Genomic DNA, 18,147 nt, shown 5'->3' on the forward strand with positions numbered 1-18,147 from the left:
GGCGGAAAGCGGTTCAATCTCAGGGAAGCCAGTCCATCGCGGGCGTGTGCCGCGGCAGATCCAGCTCGGCATCGTAATTCGGCCCGAGAAAGTAAAGCCCGTCTGGCGCAAAGGTCGGCGCCGCGGCATCCCGCGAGCGGGCTGCCAGCACCTCGGCCATCCAGCTGGCTGGCCGCGTCCCGGTGCCCACCGCCACCAGGCAACCCATCAGGTTGCGCACCATGTGGTGCAGAAAGGCCACCGCCTCGAACTCGAAGCGCCAGTAGGCGCCACGCCGCTCGATGGCGATCCGGTCCATCCGCTTGACGGGCGACAGCGCCTGGCATTCGGCCGAACGGAAGGAGCTGAAATCGTGCTCACCGATCAGGCAGGCCGCGGCGCTGCGCATGGCCTCGCCATCAAGCGGCCGGAAGATCCACCCCACCCCACCCCGCTCGATGGCGGGCCGAACGGGGGATTCCAGCAGCATGTAGCAGTAGCGGCGCCCGCGGGCGCTGTTGCGCGCGTGGAAGCTGGCCGGCACCTCGCGCGACCATTGGACGGCGATGTCCGGCGGCAGATAGCGGTTGGTGCCACGCACCCAGGAGAAGGGCTCGCGGTGCAGCGGGGTGTCCAGGTGGACCACCTGGTTCAGGCCATGAACCCCGGTGTCGGTGCGGCCAGCGCAGACCGTCTGCACCGGCATGGCGGCAAACTGGGACAGGGCGGATTCCAGATGGTCCTGGACAGTCCGACCGCTGGGCTGGCTCTGCCAACCGTGGTAGGCGTCGCCCCGGTAGGCCACGCCCAGGGCGATGCGCCGCACCGCCGGGCCGGCGTGCGGTGGCACGCCAGCCACTGCGGTGTCAGCCAAGCTCATCCAGCATGGCCTGCGCCTTGCTGCGCAGCGGTTCGGCGGCCTTGCTCACCACCTCTTCCAGCAGGTCACGGGCGCCTTCCACATCGCCGATGCGGCGGAACTCGTCAGCCAGCTCGACCTTGCGCTGCAGCGGATCGGCCGCATCGCCCTCCAGGTCGAAGGCGATCGAGTCGGTGAAGTCGTCCGCCGCGGTGTCGGCGGGCGCTGCTGCGACCGGAGCCGCCGATTCCACCGGCGGCAGGTCCAGCGTCTCCGGCGATGCCGTGGTGACCTCGTCCGCATCGCCTGCCGGCGACACCGTCGAGGTCCCCAGATCCAGAGAGAGGTCACCGAAATCAAAGTCCATCGACTTGCTCTCGCTCACCTGCTCCACCTCGGGCTGCGGCAGGGCCTCTTCAGCCGTCAGGGGGGACGCCTCCGGCGTCGCCTCGAAGGGGGGCAGCTCGGCCAGATCGGGCAACGGCTCCATGCCGGTCACCGGCACCTCGGGCAGGTGCTGGGCTGCAGCAGCGTCTTCGGCCGCAGGCAGGTCTGGCAGACCGCTGGTGGTGGGCAGCGGACGGGTGCTTTCCAGGCCCGTCAGCTTCGATGCAGCAGCGAGATCGATGTCCAGATCCAGCGGCGGCAGTTCGGACGGCTGCGTGTCTGGGCCATGCTCCGACGACTCCAGGGCAGCCGCCATCACGGGCGCGACAGCCATCGGTGCGGCACGGGGGGCATCGTCCTCGGGGTCGCCACGCAGATCGGGCGGCGGCTCGGAGGAGGTGTCGATGTCCACCTCGGTGATCGGGCCGCCCTGCTGGTACAGCTCGTTGGCGGGATCCACCTGGCGGCCCAGTTCCTTGGCGCGCTCCCATTCGTCGCCCACGCCACCGGTCATCTCAAGCACCTGGCGAGCCTGGGTCTCGAAGCTGCGAGCGTCGGCGCGCTTGGCATAGACCTCCAGCAGCTTGCTGCGGATGGCCACGCGACCGCCATCCGCCCGCAGAGCCTCCTTCAGAATTTCCTCGGCCTGGAGATCACGCCCATAGGCCAGGTACACGTCGGCCTCGGCCACCGGATCGACGTCACCGATGGCATCGAGCTGGCTGAGTGAGTAGCTCAGGGACGAGGAACTGCTGGCCCCATCCCGGGTGTCCACCCGCTGCCCGCCACTCACCCCGAAGAAGGAATCCGGCTGCATGCGGCTCTCGACAAACGAGGTCTCGCTGGCGCTCCCCTGCTTGCGCCGACGCAGCAACCGGGTCACGCCCAGACCGGCCAGCAAGGCCACGATGCTGATGCCTGCCACCGGCACGATGGGGTTGCTCATCATGGAAGAGACGAAGCTCTCTTCCTGGACCGGCGCAGGCATGACCGGCGGCTTGGCCTTCGGCTTGGGCTTGACAGGTTCGGACGCGGGCAGCGAGGCGGCTTCAGCCACCGCAGAAGCCACGGAGGACGCCACCGTGGCGGTGCTGGCGGCCACCGGCGGCATCGGTGCTGACGCCACCGGAGCTGGCGCGGGCGCAGGCACAGGCGCCGCCACCGATGCGGTGGCAGCCGGCACAGCGACGCCTGGCTTGGCCGGCGTCGACGCCGCCCCTCCCACGGCAGCGGCTGTGCCTTGGGAGAGCTTCTTCAGCTCCTGAACGTTGCGGGACAGTTCGGCCACGCGGGCCTCGGCCGCCTTGCGCTCGGTCTCCTTGGACACCTTGGCCTCGGCCCCCGGCTTCACGCTGGGGCGTGACAGCTTGAGCTCGTCAGCCGGTCCGGCTGCCGGGGCCTTGCGGTCCTGCACGGCCGCCTCGACCTTGCCCGACGTCTGGCGTTCGGGCTGGCTCGACTTCACCGCAGGCGCCGACTGGGCCAGCCGCTGACGGAAAGCCGCGAAGTCAGAACTCTGCGCCTGGATGACCTGCCGCGCCTCTTCGCTGCTGATGGCGCCTGCGGCCTGGGCGTCGGGCACCGACAACCTGCTCCCCGCCTTCAGCCGGTTCATGTTGTTGCCGGCAAAGGCATCCGGGTTGCTGCGGTACAAGCCCACCAGCATCTGGTCCAGCGAAACACCAGACTGGACATGGCGGCGGGCGATGCCAGACAGCGTGTCACCGGCACGGACGTAGTACGTGTCGGAGGCCTCCGAGGCCGGCGCCGCCGGCTTGCTGGACGGCCGGGGTGCCGCAGCCACCGGCTTGGGCGCGGCGGGCTCCGCTGCAGGCGGACGGGCCGCCGCCGGGGCCGCCGCGCGTGGTGCGGGGGGGGCCGACAGGACAGGCGAGGTGGTCGGCGCGGCCGGCGCTGGCGCCGCCTTCGTGGTCGGCGGGTCGATCAGCAGCGTGTAGGAACGCTGCAGCCGCCCCCCCGACCAGGTGAAGTTCAGGATCAGGTCGACGAAAGGCTCGGAGACCGCACGGGTGCCGGCGATGCGGATCACGGCGCGGCCGTCTGAACGGCGCTGCAGCGTGGCCTCTGCCCCCGACAGCGCGGGGTTGAAGTCCACCCCGGCAGCCCGGAAGGCCTCGCCGGAAGCGATCGCGCTCTGCAGCGTGGCCGCCTCTTCCGGCGACAGGTTGGTGACCTCAATCTCGGCACGCAGGTTCTCACCCAGTGCAGACTGAACGGTCATGCGGCCCAGGCTGAACGCCGACGCCGAGGTGTGGCAAAACAGCAAGGCTGCCGCGCCAACGGCGCTGAGCAGGTAGCCACGGGCGGGTGTGGTGGGATTCTTCAAAGCGTCTCCGAAATCGCGATCCGTCAAAAGCTGTGAGGAGACAGGACCTCAACGACTGGCTGCTCCAGACCCGGACACACCAATGTGGCCGCATCTCTGGAAATACGAAATGTATCAAGCATATAGCTTGCCAAACTCATCCAATCCCTAAGGTAGCCCCGAGTAGCCCCCACCTGACGCAATTGGTAACAGCCAAAAGAAAGGGCGTTGCCTTGCGACAACGCCCGATCGATGGAGGCGTCTTGCGGGATCGGCCCACCAGCCTACACGGCACGGCAAGCGCCGAATCCGATCGACATCAAGCTTCCAGCAGGATGCGCAGCATGCGGCGCAGCGGTTCGGCCGCGCCCCACAGCAGTTGGTCGCCGATGGTGAAGGCGCCGACGTACTCCGGCCCCATCGCCATCTTGCGGATGCGGCCCACGGGAATCGTCAGCGTGCCGGTGGTGGCCACCGGGGTCAGGTCCTGCATCGTGGCTTCGCGGGTGTTGGGCACCACCTTCACCCACTCGTTGTCCGCGGCGATCATGGCCTCCAGGTCGGCCACCGGCACGTCCTTCTTGAGCTTGAAGGTCAGGGCCTGGCTGTGGCAGCGCATGGCGCCCACCCGCACGCAGAAGCCATCCACCGGCACCGCAGCGGCGCCAAAGCCCTCGCCCTGGCCGAGGATCTTGTTGGTTTCGGCCATGCCCTTCCACTCTTCGCGGCTCATGCCGTTGCCCAGATCCTTGTCGATCCAGGGGATCAGCGAGCCACCCAGCGGCACGCCGAAGTTGGCGGTCTCGGCGGCCGACAGGCTGCGCTGCTTGGCGATGACCTTGCGGTCGATCTCCAGGATGGCGCTCTTGGGGTCGTCCAGCAGGGCCTTGACCTCGGCGTTGAGGGTGCCGAACTGGGTCAGCAGTTCGCGCATGTGCTGGGCGCCGCCACCGGACGCGGCTTGATAGGTCTGGGTGGACATCCACTCGACCAGACCGGCCTTGTACAGCGCGCCCACGCCCATCAGCATGCAGGACACGGTGCAGTTGCCGCCGATCCAGTTGCGACCGCCCTTGGCCAGGGAATCCTTGATCACCGGCAGGTTGACCGGATCCAGCACGATGACCGCGTCGTCCTTCATGCGCAGGGTCGAGGCGGCGTCGATCCAATGGCCGTTCCAGCCGGCGGCGCGCAGCTTGGGGAAGACCTCGGAGGTGTAGTCACCGCCCTGGCAGGTCAGCACGATGTCGCAGCGCTTGAGCGCGTCGATGTCGAAGGCGTCCTGCAGCTTGGTTTCGTTCTTGGCCTGGGCCGGGGCCTGGCCGCCGGCGTTCGAGGTCGAGAAGAACAGGGGTTCGAAGTGGGCGAAGTCGTTTTCCGCCGCCATGCGGTCCATCAGGACCGAGCCGACCATGCCGCGCCAGCCGACCAAACCTACGAGTGCCATTTCCAGTTTCCTTGTGAAGCGTGTTGTCCCGGACCCCTGACTCCCCCCGGCTCGTTCGCCGGGGTCCAGGGTGTGGGGGCGAGACGAAACCGAGCTGTCAGCTCTTGGTAATGGTTTTGCCGGTGATCGCGGCCACGACCGCATCACCCATCTCACGCGTGCCCACCTTCTGGGTGCCCTCGCTCCAGATGTCCACGGTGCGATAGCCCGCGGCCAGCACAGCGCGCACGGCCGACTCGATCCGGTCGGCGGCTTCAGGCTGTTGGAGTGAGAAACGGAGCATCATGGCAGCGGACAGGATTGTAGCCAAAGGGTTGGCGATGCCCTGGCCCGCGATGTCCGGCGCACTGCCGTGGCTGGGTTCGTACAGGCCACGGTTCTCGGCATTGAGCGACGCCGACGGCAGCATGCCGATGGAGCCGGTCAGCATCGCGGCCTCGTCCGAGAGGATGTCGCCGAACATGTTGCCGGTCACCACCACGTCGAACTTCTTGGGCGCGCGTACCAGTTGCATGGCCGCGTTGTCCACGTACATGTGCTCCAGCGCGACGTCCGGGTAGTCCTTGTGGACCTCGGTGACCACGTCCTTCCAGAACTGGAATGTCTCCAGCACATTGGCCTTGTCGACGCTGGTGACCTTCTTGTTGCGCTTGCGGGCGGCCTGGAAGGCGACGTGGGCGATGCGCTCGATCTCCGGGCGCGAGTAGCGCATGGTGTCGAAGGCCTCTTCGGCGCCAGGGAAGTGCCCGTCCACCGCGGTGCGGCGGCCGCGCGGCTGGCCGAAGTAGATGTCGCCGGTCAGCTCGCGGATGATCAGGATGTCCAGGCCGGCCACCAGCTCGGGCTTGAGGCTCGACGCGTGCGTCAGCTGCTCGTAGCACAGGGCCGGGCGGAAGTTGGCAAACAAACCCAGGTGCTTGCGCAGGCCCAGGATGGCCTGCTCCGGACGCAGCGGGCGGTCCAGGGTGTCGTACTTCCAGTCGCCCACGGCGCCGAACAGGATGGCGTCGGCCGACTTGGCCAGGGCCAGCGTGCTCTCGGGCAGCGGGTGGCCATGGGCCTCGTAGGCGGCGCCGCCGACCTTGGCCTCATCCATCTCGAAGGGCAGGTCCAGCACCTTCAGGACCTTGACGGCCTCGGCGACGATTTCGGTGCCAATGCCGTCACCCGGCAACACGGCGATCTTCATGCTCATGGGGATTCCTTGGTTCTTGGTTCGAGGCGAAGCGAAGGCGCTCAGCCCGGCAGGCGGTGGTTCAGCCAGGGCATCCGGGCCAGGCGCTCGGCCTCGTAGGTCTTGATCTTGTCGGCGTGGCGCAGGGTCAGGCCGATGTCGTCGAAGCCGTTGACCAGGCAGTACTTGCGGAAGGGCTGCACCTCGAAGGGCAGTTCGCTGCCGTCGGCCTGGACCACCACCTGGCGCGGCAGGTCGATGGTCAGCTGATAGCCCGGGAAGGCCGCCACCTCGTCGAACAGGCGGGCGATCTGCGAGGCCGGCAGCACGATGGGCAGCACGCCGTTCTTAAAGCAATTGTTGAAGAAGATGTCGGCGAAGCTCGGCGCCAGGATGGCGCGAAAGCCGTACTGCTGCAGCGCCCAGGGGGCGTGCTCGCGGCTGGAGCCACACCCGAAATTGGCACGCGCCAGCAGCACCGAGGCGCCTTGGTAACGCGGCTGGTTCAGCACGAAGTCCGGGTTGGGCTTGCGCGTGGCCGGATCCTGCCCGGGCTCGCCGTGGTCCAGGTAGCGCCACTCGTCGAACAGGTTCGGGCCGAAGCCGGTGCGCTTGATCGACTTCAGGAATTGCTTGGGGATGATCGCGTCGGTGTCGACGTTCTCGCGGTCCATCGGGGCCACCAAGCCCTTGTGCACGGTGAATTGGTCCATGTCAGTGCCTCACTTCTTCTTGGCCGCAGCACCTTCGATGCTCTCGCCAGCCTTCTGGATGTCCTTGCCCATGCCCTCGATGGTGTTGCAGGCGGTCAGCAGCACCACCGACAGACCGGCCAGCACGAACAGCAGCTTCTTGATCACGGTGGGCTCCTTCAGGCGATGCGACGCACATCGACGAAATGACCGGCCATCGCGGCGGCGGCGGCCATGGCTGGGCTCACCAGGTGGGTGCGCCCCCCCGCGCCCTGACGGCCCTCGAAATTGCGGTTGGAAGTGGACGCGCAACGCTCGCCCGGCTCCAGCCGGTCGGCGTTCATCGCCAGGCACATGCTGCAGCCCGGCTCGCGCCACTCGAAGCCGGCAGCCTTGAAGACCTGGTCCAGGCCCTCGGCCTCGGCCTGCGCCTTCACCAGGCCGGAGCCCGGCACCACCAGCGCCAGCTTGACGTTGGCGGCGATGCGCCCGCCCACGCGCTTGACCACCGCGGCGGCCTCCCGCATGTCCTCGATGCGGCTGTTGGTGCACGAGCCGATGAAGACCTTGTCGATGCGCACATCGGCCAGCGCCTTGTTGGGCTCCAGGCCCATGTAGGTCAGCGCGCGTTCCATCGCGTCGCGCTTGACGGCATCCTTCTCCTTGTCGGGATCGGGCACGCGGTCCTCGATGGACAGCACCATCTCGGGCGAGGTACCCCAGGTGACCTGCGGACGGATCTGCGCGGCGTCCAGCTCCACCACCTTGTCGAAGTGGGCACCAGGGTCGGAGTGCAGCGTGCGCCAGTAGGCGATGGCCTGCTCCAGCTCCACGCCGCTGGGGCTGAAGGGGCGGCCCTGGACGTAGCGGATCGTGGTGTCGTCCACCGCCACCAGGCCGGCGCGCGCGCCCGCCTCAATGGCCATGTTGCACACCGTCATGCGGCCTTCCATGCTCAGCGCGCGGATGGCCGAGCCGGCGAACTCGATGGTGTAGCCGGTGCCACCGGCCGTGCCGATCTTGCCGATGATGGCCAGCACGATGTCCTTGGCGCCAACGCCCTTGGCCACCTGGCCGTCGACCTTGACCAGCATGTTCCTGGCCTTCTTGGCCAGCAGGGTCTGGGTGGCCAGCACATGCTCCACCTCGGAGGTGCCGATACCGTGGGCCAGCGCGCCGAAGGCGCCGTGGGTGGAGGTGTGGCTGTCACCGCAGACCACCGTCATGCCGGGCAGCGTGGCGCCCTGCTCCGGGCCGATCACGTGCACGATGCCTTGGCGCACATCGCCCATCTTGAACTGGGTGATGCCCACGCGGTCGCAGTTGGCATCCAGCGTGTCCACCTGCAGCTTGGAGACCGGGTCGGCAATGCCCTGGCTGCGGTCGGTGGTGGGCACGTTGTGGTCGCTCACCGCCAGGTTGGCCGACAGGCGCCAGACCTTGCGGCCGGCCAGGTCCAGGCCTTCGAAGGCCTGCGGGCTGGTCACTTCGTGCAGCAGCTGGCGGTCGATGTAGAGCACGGCAGTGCCGTCTTCCTCGGTGTGGACGACATGGTCGTCCCACAGCTTGTCGTAGAGGGTGCGAGCGGTCATGGCAAGGGCTTCTGTGGCTGGAGAAATGGCGAAAAAGCCAGAGGCGGGATTGTCGGGGATTCAGGCCTCGGCGGCACGGGCCACCAGGGCGTCGATAAAACGCTGCACCACCGTGGGCAGCACGGGCTGGCTGCGCGCGGCCAGCAGATAGCGCCGGTGCGCCCAGGGCTCGTCCAGCGGACGCACCTCGATGGCGAACAGGCGGGCAAAACGTTGGGCCACGGCCGCGGGCAGCACCGCCACCCCCAGGCCGGCATCCACCAGCTGGGCAATGGCGTCGAAGCCCCGCACCTGCAGGCGCGCATTCAGGGTGCGGCCGGCCTCCAGGGCGCGCTGCAGCATGCGTTGGTGCACCGAAGCACCGCTGGGCAAGCCGACGATGTCGAAATCGAGCAGTTGGTCGAAGTTCAGCGCACCGCCCGAGGCCGCCAGCACATGGCCGTGCGGCAGGGCCACGGCCAGGTCACCGGCACGGTAGGGCCAGGTGCTCAGGCGGCCATCGGTGGCCGGGCCGACGAAGATGCCCACATCGGCGCGGCCCTCGGCCACGGCCGCCTGCACTTCCGCGCTGGTCAGGTCTTCCAGGCTGATGCGGATCTGCGGATGCTCCCGCGAAAAGGCCGCCAGGTCGCCCGGCAGGGATTCCGCGATGGCTGCCGCGTTGGCCGCCACCCGCAGGTGCCCCTTGATGCCGCGACTGAACTCGACCACCTCGCTCTCCAGCGCATGCAGGGATGCATTGAGGCTGCGGATGTGACGCACCAGCGCACGCCCGGCCTCGGTCGTCTCCACCCCGCGGGCGCGGCGTTCGAACAGCTGCACGCCCAGGCGGGTCTCCAGGTCCTTCAGGCGCTTGCTCGCGGCGGCCAGCGCCAGATGCTCGCGCTCCGCGGCCCGCGTGATGTTGCGGGTCTCGGCGATGGCGAGCACCAGATTGAGCGTGACCAGATCGAAGCGCATGGTGGCAAGGGCTCCCTGAGGGGAGAAACGCGATATTGCACGAAGGCTCAAAAACATGCACTCGGAGATCGACCACCGAGCGTTCGTGTACAGCGAATTCTCTCGCGTCTGCGACACCGCCCGCAAGCGCCTCGCCCGCGTCAGTCCACTTGCCTTTCGGGCAGCAGGCCCTGGCAGCGACTACAGTCGACCCTCAGGCCGCCTCTCCAGCCGCCCCGCCTCTCACGCATGACCGAGACCCCGCCCGCAGCAGCCCCGTCCCCACACGCGCCCCCCGCTGACGCCACGCTCCGCTGGCAGCAGCAGGGGGATGCGGAATCCCGCTTGGTGCTGACGGGGGATGGCCGTGACGGCGGGTTGCGGTGGCCGGCCGCCCCCTCCACCGGCCCGCTGGTGGTGGATGGGCGGGGCCTGACCCATTTCGACAGCCTGCTGGCGGCCCGGCTCTGGGCCCTGGCACGCGAGTCGGGCGGCCGGCTGCGCTGGGAGGGACTGCCCGCAGGCCTGGGCGAGGTCCTGGCCCTGGCCCAGGCCGCCGAAGCCAGCCCAGGCGCGCCCCCGCCCGCCCATGGCTGGCTGGCGCGTGTCGGGCTGCGGCTGACCGAATCCCAGGGCCGGCTGCGCGTCACGCTGGGTTTCATCGGCGAACTGATCCAGGCCCTGCTGCGCAGCCTGCGCGGGCGCAGCGCCATGCGGGCCGAGGACCTGATGCTCCAGTTGCATGCCACCGGCCCGGCCAGCCTGCCCATCGTCTCGCTGGTGAGTTTCCTGGTCGGCCTGATCGTGGCCTACATGGGCGCAGCGCAGCTGCAGCGCCTGGGCGCCCAGATCTACATCGCCGACCTGGTCACCATCGGCGTGGTGCGCGAGATTGCCGCGCTGATGACCGGCATCATCCTGGCCGGTCGGGTGGGTGCCGCCTTCGCGGCCCAGCTGGGCAGCATGCAGGCCAACGAGGAGATCGACGCCCTGGCCTCGCTGGGCCTGCCACCGATGGAGCACCTGGTGCTGCCGCGGGTGCTGGCCATGGTGCTGATGGCCCCGCTGCTCACCCTCTATGCCGCGATCGTCGGCGTCGCGGCGGGCTGGCTGGTGGCCGTGGGCATCTACCACGTGGAATCGGCCGAGTACCTGGTGCGCAGCGGCCAGGCCCTGACGCTGACCCACCTGGGGATCGGCCTGCTCAAGGGCACCGTCTATGCGCTGCTGGTGGCACTGGCCGGCTGCCGTCAGGGCCTGAACGCGGGCCGCAGCGCCCAGGCCGTGGGCGATGCCACCACTGCCGCGGTGGTGCAGTCCATCGTCTGGATGGTGCTGGCCGCCTCCGTGCTGACCATCATGTTCCAGCGCCTGGGGTGGTGAACATGGGCACCGACACGCCATCCACTGCGCCTGCATCGCCCCCGCCCTTGGTCCGGGTGGAGGGACTGACCATGGCCTTTGGCGAGAAGGTCGTCCAGCACGACCTGAGCTTTGCGGTGCAGCCCGGCGAGATCCTGGTGCTGGTGGGCGGCAGCGGCTGCGGCAAGAGCACCCTGCTGCGCCACCTGATCGGCCTGCAGGCCCCGGCTGCCGGACACATCCACTATGGCGACATCGACCTGGCCGAAGCCGACGAGGACCAGCTCGACACCGTGCGGCGCTCCTTCGGCGTGATGTTCCAGGCCGGCGCACTGTGGAGCAGCATGAGCGTGGGCGAGAACGTGATGCTGCCGCTGCGCGAGTACACCGACCTGGAAGACGACCAGATCGAGACCCTGGCACGCTTCAAGCTGGCCCTGGTGGGACTGGATGGCGCCTTCGATGCCTCGCCCGCAGCGCTTTCGGGCGGCATGAAGAAGCGTGCCGCCATCGCCCGCGCCATGGCCCTGGACGCCCCCCTGCTCTACCTGGATGAACCCTCTGCCGGGCTCGACCCCCTCACCTCTGCGCGGCTGGACGAGCTCATCCTCAGCCTGCGCGACCACCTGGGCACCACCATCGTGATGGTGACCCACGAACTCGACAGCATCTTTGCCGTGGCCGACCGCGCCCTGTTCCTGGATGCCAAGGAGAAGACGATGACCGCAATCGACGCGCCGCGCGCATTGCTGGAACACGGCCCCGAGCCGGTGCGCCAGTTCCTGCGCCGGGGGAACCGACCATGAGCGCCGCCCACCGCAAGACCCATCCCGCCATGCTGGGCCTGTTCGTGGTGATCGGGCTGGTCGTGCTGTTCGTGGCCGTCGTCACGCTGGCCGGCGGTCGGCTGCTGGTGCACAAGCAGAAGGTCGTGATGCACTACGCCGGCTCGGTCTACGGGCTGCAGGTCGGCGCGCCGGTCGTCTTCCGCGGCGTGCGCCTGGGCAGCGTCAGCGCCATCGGCGTGGCCTATGACGCCGACACCCGCAACGTGACCATCCCCGTGACCGCGGAACTGGACCGCGAGCTGGTGGCCAGCATCACCGGCCACAAGGCCGACAGCGGCGGAGAAAACACCTTGCCCGGTCTGGTGCAGCGCGGCCTGCGGGCCCAGCTGGCCACCCAGAGCCTGCTGACCGGCCAGCTCTATGTGGACCTGGACTTCCGCCCCGAGAAGCCCGCCCACTACATCAGCGACAACACGCAAAGCGAGATCCCCACCATCGCCACCGCCTTTCAGGAGCTGCGCAACCAGGTGGACAACCTGGACCTGCGGCGCCTGGTGGACGACGTGTCAGCCATCGCCAGTTCCACCCGCCGCATGGTCAGCGGGCCCGAGGCCGACCATGTGCTGAAGAACCTCGAGGTCGCGACGGACAACCTGCGCCGGGTCAGCAACACGCTGGACAAGCGGCTCAACCCGCTGCTGGATTCGGCCCAGGACACCCTGGCCACCACCAAGCTGAGCATGCAACGGGTGGGAGAGGCCGCCAGCAGCGTGAAAGGGACGTCGCAGCGCGTGGGAGCCAACTTCGGGCCCGATTCGCCGCTGATGCTGAACCTCAACCGCTCGGCCGACGAGCTCTCCCGCAGCGCGGCCGCCCTGCGCGACGCCGTTGGCGACGACTCGCCGATGAACCAGAACCTCCAGCGCGCCTTGCACGACGTCTCCCAGGCCGCACGCGAGCTGCGCGAGCTGGCCAACACCCTGGACGAGCAGCCCGAATCGGTGATCAAGGGCCGCCGCTGAGCGGTGCCCGGAAAGCAGCCCATGTCCACACCCTGCCCCCCCCAATCCAAAGCGCGGCTCGCCCTGGGTGGCGCCATCGTCTCCCTGCTGCTGGCCCTGGCGGCCTGCGGCAGTTCGCCGCCCGTGGCGCTCTACCGCCTGCCCAGCGCCCCCCCGGGCGCAGTCCCCGCGCCGGGGGTTGCGGCCGCCGCAGACGTCTGGCTGCTGTCCAGCGTGCGGCTGCCCGAGTACCTGGACCGGGACGCCCTGCTGTGGCCCAGTGGCGCCACCGGCCTGCGCGCCCTGCCGGGCCAGCGCTGGGCCGAGCCCTTGCGTGATGCCGTGCCGCGGGTGCTGCGCGCCGACCTGGCCCGCCTCAGGGGCACCGACAAGGTCTGGGCCGCCCCCTTGCCCACAGGCCTGCGCGCACAACGGGTGCTGAGGGTCGAGGTGCTGACCTTCGAGGTGTCCGCCGATGGCCAACAGTTCGATCTGGCCGCGCGTTGGTGGCTGGCCGACGGCGACGGGCACACGCCTGCGCTGGTGCGCCAGTTCGAGCTTCGACGCCCCCTGAAGGACGCCGCCCCCGATACGCTGGTGACCGCCCACCGCGAGGCGCTGTGGGCGCTGGCCCAGGACATTGCACGGACCGCGGACCAACCCTGAGCCGGCGGCCCCAACCCCATCGCCGATTGAGCGACATCAAGACTCACAAGGGCACAGGTGATCGAATCCATGCTGGATTTGTCCCATCTGGAGCCACCCCATGAGCCTGACCCGCCTGTGCCACCACCCCCTGGTGGCGGTTGATGACACTGCCACGCTGGCCGATGCCGCGCGGCTGATGCGCACCCAGCATGTGGGCGCCCTGGTGGTGGTGAACCGCCAGGATGGCCCGCACCCGCATGTACTGGGCATGCTGACCGACCGCGACCTGGCCGTGGAGGTGCTGGCCCGGGAACTGCCCATCGATCAGTTGCACGTCGGCGCCCTGGTGGGCGGCGAGCCGGTGGTCGTGCCTGCCCGGTCCAGCCTGGGCGAAGCCGCCCACGCGATGCGCGAAGCCGGCGTGCGGCGACTGCTGGTGGTCAACGAGGAACATGCCCTGGTCGGTCTGATCTCTGCCGACGACCTGCTGGAAGCCATGGCCGGTGAGCTCACCGAGCTGGCTCAGGCCCTGCGCAGCGGGCTGCTGCGCGAAACACAGGAGCGGGGCGCACTGACGGCGCCGCCAACCCCGTCGGCGGCCAGCCACCAGGGGCCTGCCGCGCCGGCGCCCCAACCCGCGGTTGCCGCCACACCCCGCCGGGTGGTGTTCAAGCCCTGGGGCACGCCGGGCATGCCAGCCGCCGAACGCTGAGACCGCCTCTTCAGCCACCGTCCTTGCGCAGCCAGCCCTGCTCCCAGCAGCGGGCCAGCCACTGCGCGAACACGGCCTGCGCTGGCGCCTGGCCGCGCGCCTCCAGTTCGACCAGAGACCGGGCGATGCTCTGCCCCGGCTCGCCCAACAAAGCCAGCCAGGCGGCCTCGGCCGGGTCGACCAGGCTCATGAAGTGAGGCTGCAGTCCTTTGCGCCAGACCAGGACTGGACGCGGCTCGGCAGGCTGTTGCAACGCGGGCAGCGTCGGTGATTCATCGTCCTGCCCACCCGGCAGGGTGTGCAGCGCTTGCCAAAGGGTCGGCGCGGCAGTGTGCAACCACAGCAAGCTCAGCGTGGGGTGCTGCACCGGCCACTGCGCCAGGCAGGCCTCCGGCCCTTCTGATGCGATGTCGGCAGGGGTCCAGGCCGGCACATCGGCGGCGTCGAAGACGCGGCGCAGTGCCCATTCCAGAGCGGCCAGTTCAGCCACCTCCGGATGCCGGCGGTACCGCGCGGCCAGACGGGCCGGAAGGTCCGCCCCATACTCGCCCAGGCTCCTCACCCGGGGTGGAAGGGTCTCGGCATGCCAGCAGGCCAGCTCGGCGAACTGTGCATCGCCCAGGTAGCGGTGCAGGCAGGGGAAGCTGTCTGCCAGCGCGTCATGCAAGCGGGCCCGGTAGGCGTGGTGGTAGACCTGCGCACCGCGCAGGCCCGGCAGCGGCCCCTCCGCCGCCAGCATCTCAGGTGCGTGCACAGGCGCTTCGGACGCGAGCACCATCTCGGCCAGCGCGGCCTGCACAGTCTCGAGCGCCTGTGGCGCGGCCAGGCCCGGCGGGGCCGGCGCCAGACCGCCGCGGTCCGCCGCAGGGTCGATCCGAATGGCCAAGGCCTCGCGGGCGACGGCCCGGGCCTGGTCCAGCTCCTGGAGCAGATCCGCCAGCGGCGGAATGTCATCGTCACGCTCGATCATCGTGGCCACCGGGCCGAAGCGACGACAGGCCTCGGCATAGAGTGACCAGACCTCCGGCGCCACAGGCTGGTCGTGGGTGTCGATCAGAAAGTCCCCCTGGCGGGAATGCCCGGCCAGGTGGATCTGCCGCACGCGGTGGGCCGGCAGGGCCGCCAGGTAAGCGAGCGGGTCAAAGCCATGGTTGACGCTGCTGACATGGATGTTGTTCACATCCACCAGCAGCTCGCAATCGGCCTCTTCGGCCACATGGGCCAGGAAGTCCCACTCGGTGGCCTCGGACGCGCGGTAGCGGATGTAGCTGGAAACGTTCTCCAGCACCAGGTGCCGGCCCAGCACATCCTGGGCCTGGCGGATGCGGGACACCAGGTGGCACGCGCATTCCTCGGTGTACGGCAAGGGGTAGAGGTCGTGCAGCACCCGCCCACCCTGCCCTGTCCAGCACAGGTGCTCGGACACCCACATCGGCTCAACGCGATCGGCCAGGCGTCGCACCCGCCGCAAGTAGTCCAGATCCAGCGGATCGGTGCCCCCCAGGGACAGGGCCACGCCATGCAGGGCCATGGGGTAGGCGGCGCGAAAGCGCTCCAGCAGGGCCAGGGGCTTGCCCCCTTCGACCAAAAAGTTGTCGGTGATGATCTCCAGCCAATCCACCGGCTGGGGCGCAGCCAGGACATCGGCGTAATGCGCGCTCCGCAGTCCCAGTCCAAACCTGGGCTGCAGAGCGGGCGTGCAAACGGGGGGAGCGATGTGGTGCATGACGCGACTTTCCGGCCGAGGCGGCAAACCGCCGCCCCGGCCTGGGCTCAGGACATCGGGCTCACAGATCGCTGATGACCCCGCCCTTGACCAGGCAGCTCTTGGCGTCCATGGCCTTGAAGCCCTGCCCCTTGCAGCTGTTCTGGCCCTTGCAAGCGTGGTCGGTGGTCTTGCAGTCGGACATGCCCTTGCAGCTGTTGACCTCGTAGCAGTGCACGGTGTCGGCTGCGCCCACGGCAGCGCCGGTGGCACCGGCAGGGGCCGTGGCCGCCGCGGCCAGGCCGGAGACCGCCAGGGCGCTGGCGCCCAGCAGGTAGGAAGACAGGGTGGCAAGCTTGCTGTTCATGGTTCAGTTCCTCGATCGATGGGTGCCGTGGGCACACGGGTGTGGAATGCCTGCCCTCGTCATCGCCTGCGCGATCCTCTGGGGCCGACAGGACTCTGTCGCCGACCCACGGCGTTCCTTACACACCCCACGCGAGAAAGCTGAAAGGCCCAAGAAAAAAGCCGCCCGAAGGCGGCTGGTTCCGAGGCCTCGAAGGCACTCACTGGGTCGAGACCAGATCCTTGACCTGTTGCAGCGCGGCCGGATCCTCCATGGTGGTCAGGTCGCCAGGGTCGCGGCCCTCGCACACCGCCTGAATGGCGCGCCGCAGCAGCTTGCCGCTGCGGGTCTTGGGCAGCACGTTGACGAACTTGACCATGGCCGGCCGAGCCACGGCCCCCAGCTGATCGTCGACGACCTTCATGATCTCGGCCTCGTGCGCCTTGGCCTGCTCGGCCGTGGCCGCCTTGCCCGGGTCCTTCAGCACCGCGAAGGCCACGGCCACCTGGCCCTTGAGCTGGTCGGCCACGCCCACCACCGCCACTTCGGCCACGTTCGGGTGGCTGGAGATGCTCTCCTCGATCTCGCGGGTGCCCAGGCGGTGGCCGGCCACGTTGATCACGTCGTCGGTGCGACCCAGGATGTAGAAGTAGCCGTCCGCGTCGCGCACGCCCCAGTCGAAGGTGCTGTACATGACCCGGTTGTGGATGCTGGACCAGTAGGTCTTGACGAAGCGGGCGTCGTCGCCCCAGATGGTCTGCAGGCAGCCCGGGGGCAGCGGCCCCTCGACCGCGATCACACCCTTCTTGTTCGCCTCGGTGATCTCCTCGCCGGAGACTTCGTCGATCAGCTTGATGTCGTAGCCATAGACCGCCTTGCCCGGCGAGCCGAACTTGGTGGGCGCCTTCTCGACGCCATTGCAGATGGCCATGATGGGCCAGCCGGTTTCGGTCTGCCAATAGTTGTCGATGATGGGCTTCTTGATCGCGTCGGCCATCCAGGTGGCGGTGGGCTCGTCCAGCGGCTCGCCGGCCAGGAACAGGGCCTTCAGGCTGGAGAGGTCGTACTTGCTGAGGTAGGCCGGGTCCTGCTTCTTGAGCACGCGGGCCGCGGTGGGCGCCGAGAACATCACCGAAACCTTGTACTTCTCGACCAGGCTCCACCAGATGCCGGCATCCGGACGGATGGGCAGGCCTTCGTACATGATGGTGGCCATGCCGTTGATCAGCGGGCCGTAGATGATGTAGCTGTGGCCCACCACCCAGCCGATGTCGCTGGTGGAGAAATAGGTTTCACCCGGCTCGCCCAGGTAGATGTGCTTCATCGACGCGGCCAGGGCCACCGCATAGCCGGCGGTATCGCGCTGCACGCCCTTGGGCTTGCCGGTGGTGCCGCTGGTGTAGAGGATGTAGCTCGGGTGGGTGCTGTCCACCCACTCGCAGGGCACCTCGGCATTCAGGTGACGTTCACGCTCGCTGGCGTAGTCGATGTCGCGGCCCTCGACCTTGGCGAAATCGGCCAGACCGCGGTTGACCATCAGCACCGCGGTGGGCTTGTGGCTGGACAGGTTGATGGCCTCGTCCAGCAGATGCTTGTAGGGCACCACCTTGCCGCCACGCATGCCGGCATCGGCGCTGACGATGACCTTGGGCTGTGCATCGTCGATGCGGGTGGCCAGCGAGTGGCTGGCAAAGCCGCCGAACACAACCGAGTGGATGGCACCGATGCGCACACAGGCCAGCATCGCAAAGCAGGCCTCGGCGATCATCGGCATGTAGATCAGCACGCGGTCGCCCTTGACCACGCCCTGGGCCTTCAGGATGGCAGCCATGCGCTGCACCTCGGCATGCAGCTCACGGAAGCTGTAGGTCTTTTCCGTGTTCGTCTCGGTGGAAACGAAGATCAGCGCGTTCTGGTCCGGACGCGTCGCCAGGTGGCGGTCGACCGCGTTGTGACACAGATTGGTCTGCCCACCGGCGAACCACTTGGCGAACGGCGGCTGGCTGTAGTCGCACACCTGCTCGTAGGGCTTGTGCCAGTCGATCAGCTGGGCCTGCTCCGCCCAGAAGGCGTCGCGTTGGTCGATGGAAGCGCGGTGAAACTCCTGGTAGGAGTGGTAGGTCAGGCTCATGCTTGTCTCCTCTTGCGGGCGGCGGTGTCTGCACTTCAGACAAACCTCCGATTGAACGC

16 protein-coding genes are annotated in these 18,147 nt (G+C 68.6%); 5 read left to right on the top strand and 11 right to left on the bottom strand.

What is annotated here, in order from left to right; genetic code table 11:
- Window positions 1-19: 19 nt before the first annotated feature.
- The 8 genes from truA to M0L44_RS05625 all read right to left on the bottom strand — a co-directional run bounded on the left by truA (window position 20) and on the right by M0L44_RS05625 (window position 9,416).
- Window positions 20-859, bottom strand: a complete 840-nt coding sequence (gene truA / locus M0L44_RS05590) for a tRNA pseudouridine(38-40) synthase TruA (RefSeq protein ID WP_252768672.1) — start codon at window positions 857-859, stop codon at window positions 20-22.
- Window positions 846-3,572, bottom strand: coding sequence for a FimV/HubP family polar landmark protein (locus M0L44_RS05595; RefSeq protein WP_252768673.1), 2,727 nt, complete (start codon window positions 3,570-3,572; stop codon window positions 846-848). The genes truA and M0L44_RS05595 overlap by 14 nt, the downstream gene beginning before the upstream one ends.
- A 298-nt stretch (window positions 3,573-3,870) precedes the next feature.
- On the bottom strand, window positions 3,871-4,998 hold the full coding sequence (gene asd / locus M0L44_RS05600) for an aspartate-semialdehyde dehydrogenase (protein WP_252768674.1): 1,128 nt from the start codon (window positions 4,996-4,998) through the stop codon (window positions 3,871-3,873).
- Window positions 4,999-5,095: 97 nt separating this feature from the next.
- On the bottom strand, window positions 5,096-6,187 hold the full coding sequence (gene leuB, locus M0L44_RS05605) for a 3-isopropylmalate dehydrogenase (RefSeq protein WP_252768905.1): 1,092 nt from the start codon (window positions 6,185-6,187) through the stop codon (window positions 5,096-5,098).
- A gap of 47 nt (window positions 6,188-6,234) precedes the next feature.
- Window positions 6,235-6,885 (bottom strand): 3-isopropylmalate dehydratase small subunit, encoded by a 651-nt coding sequence (gene leuD, locus M0L44_RS05610; protein ID WP_252768675.1) that lies wholly within the window; start codon window positions 6,883-6,885, stop codon window positions 6,235-6,237.
- A 9-nt stretch (window positions 6,886-6,894) separates the two neighbouring features.
- On the bottom strand, window positions 6,895-7,032 hold the full coding sequence (locus M0L44_RS05615; RefSeq protein WP_435526388.1) for an entericidin A/B family lipoprotein: 138 nt from the start codon (window positions 7,030-7,032) through the stop codon (window positions 6,895-6,897).
- Between the two features lie 11 nt (window positions 7,033-7,043).
- Complete coding sequence (leuC, locus tag M0L44_RS05620; protein ID WP_252768676.1) at window positions 7,044-8,456, bottom strand: 3-isopropylmalate dehydratase large subunit; 1,413 nt, start codon at window positions 8,454-8,456, stop codon at window positions 7,044-7,046.
- Window positions 8,457-8,516: 60 nt separating this feature from the next.
- Window positions 8,517-9,416, bottom strand: coding sequence for a LysR family transcriptional regulator (locus M0L44_RS05625; protein ID WP_252768677.1), 900 nt, complete (start codon window positions 9,414-9,416; stop codon window positions 8,517-8,519).
- Between the two features lie 228 nt (window positions 9,417-9,644).
- On the opposite strand from M0L44_RS05625, the gene M0L44_RS05630 reads away from it, so the two are divergent.
- The 5 genes from M0L44_RS05630 (at window position 9,645) to M0L44_RS05650 (ending at window position 13,906) form a co-directional block, all read left to right on the top strand.
- Window positions 9,645-10,778: an MlaE family ABC transporter permease gene (locus M0L44_RS05630; RefSeq protein ID WP_252768678.1), complete on the top strand. Its 1,134-nt coding sequence runs from the start codon at window positions 9,645-9,647 to the stop codon at window positions 10,776-10,778.
- A 2-nt stretch (window positions 10,779-10,780) separates the two neighbouring features.
- The gene (locus M0L44_RS05635) at window positions 10,781-11,563 is read left to right on the top strand and encodes an ABC transporter ATP-binding protein (RefSeq protein ID WP_252768679.1); all 783 of its coding nucleotides are present in this window, start codon (window positions 10,781-10,783) and stop codon (window positions 11,561-11,563) included.
- On the top strand, window positions 11,560-12,567 hold the full coding sequence (locus M0L44_RS05640) for an MlaD family protein (RefSeq protein ID WP_252768680.1): 1,008 nt from the start codon (window positions 11,560-11,562) through the stop codon (window positions 12,565-12,567). The genes M0L44_RS05635 and M0L44_RS05640 overlap by 4 nt, the downstream gene beginning before the upstream one ends.
- Before the next feature lie 21 nt (window positions 12,568-12,588).
- A complete protein-coding gene (locus tag M0L44_RS05645; protein ID WP_252768681.1) occupies window positions 12,589-13,212 on the top strand; it encodes a PqiC family protein in 624 nt (207 codons plus the stop codon).
- Window positions 13,213-13,312: 100 nt separating this feature from the next.
- Window positions 13,313-13,906 (top strand): CBS domain-containing protein, encoded by a 594-nt coding sequence (locus tag M0L44_RS05650; protein ID WP_252768682.1) that lies wholly within the window; start codon window positions 13,313-13,315, stop codon window positions 13,904-13,906.
- Window positions 13,907-13,916: 10 nt separating this feature from the next.
- On the opposite strand, the gene bufB is transcribed toward M0L44_RS05650, so the two are convergent.
- The 3 genes from bufB to M0L44_RS05670 all read right to left on the bottom strand — a co-directional run bounded on the left by bufB (window position 13,917) and on the right by M0L44_RS05670 (window position 18,088).
- Window positions 13,917-15,632: an MNIO family bufferin maturase gene (gene bufB / locus M0L44_RS22155; protein WP_354004098.1), complete on the bottom strand. Its 1,716-nt coding sequence runs from the start codon at window positions 15,630-15,632 to the stop codon at window positions 13,917-13,919.
- Between the two features lie 61 nt (window positions 15,633-15,693).
- A complete protein-coding gene (gene bufA2, locus M0L44_RS05665) occupies window positions 15,694-15,978 on the bottom strand; it encodes a BufA2 family periplasmic bufferin-type metallophore (protein ID WP_252768683.1) in 285 nt (94 codons plus the stop codon).
- Between the two features lie 199 nt (window positions 15,979-16,177).
- Window positions 16,178-18,088, bottom strand: coding sequence for a propionate--CoA ligase (locus tag M0L44_RS05670; protein ID WP_252768684.1), 1,911 nt, complete (start codon window positions 18,086-18,088; stop codon window positions 16,178-16,180).
- Window positions 18,089-18,147: the final 59 nt, after the last annotated feature.

It is taken from the genome of Ideonella oryzae (assembly GCF_024055665.1).
Taxonomy (GTDB): Bacteria; Pseudomonadota; Gammaproteobacteria; order Burkholderiales; family Burkholderiaceae_C; genus Ideonella; species Ideonella oryzae.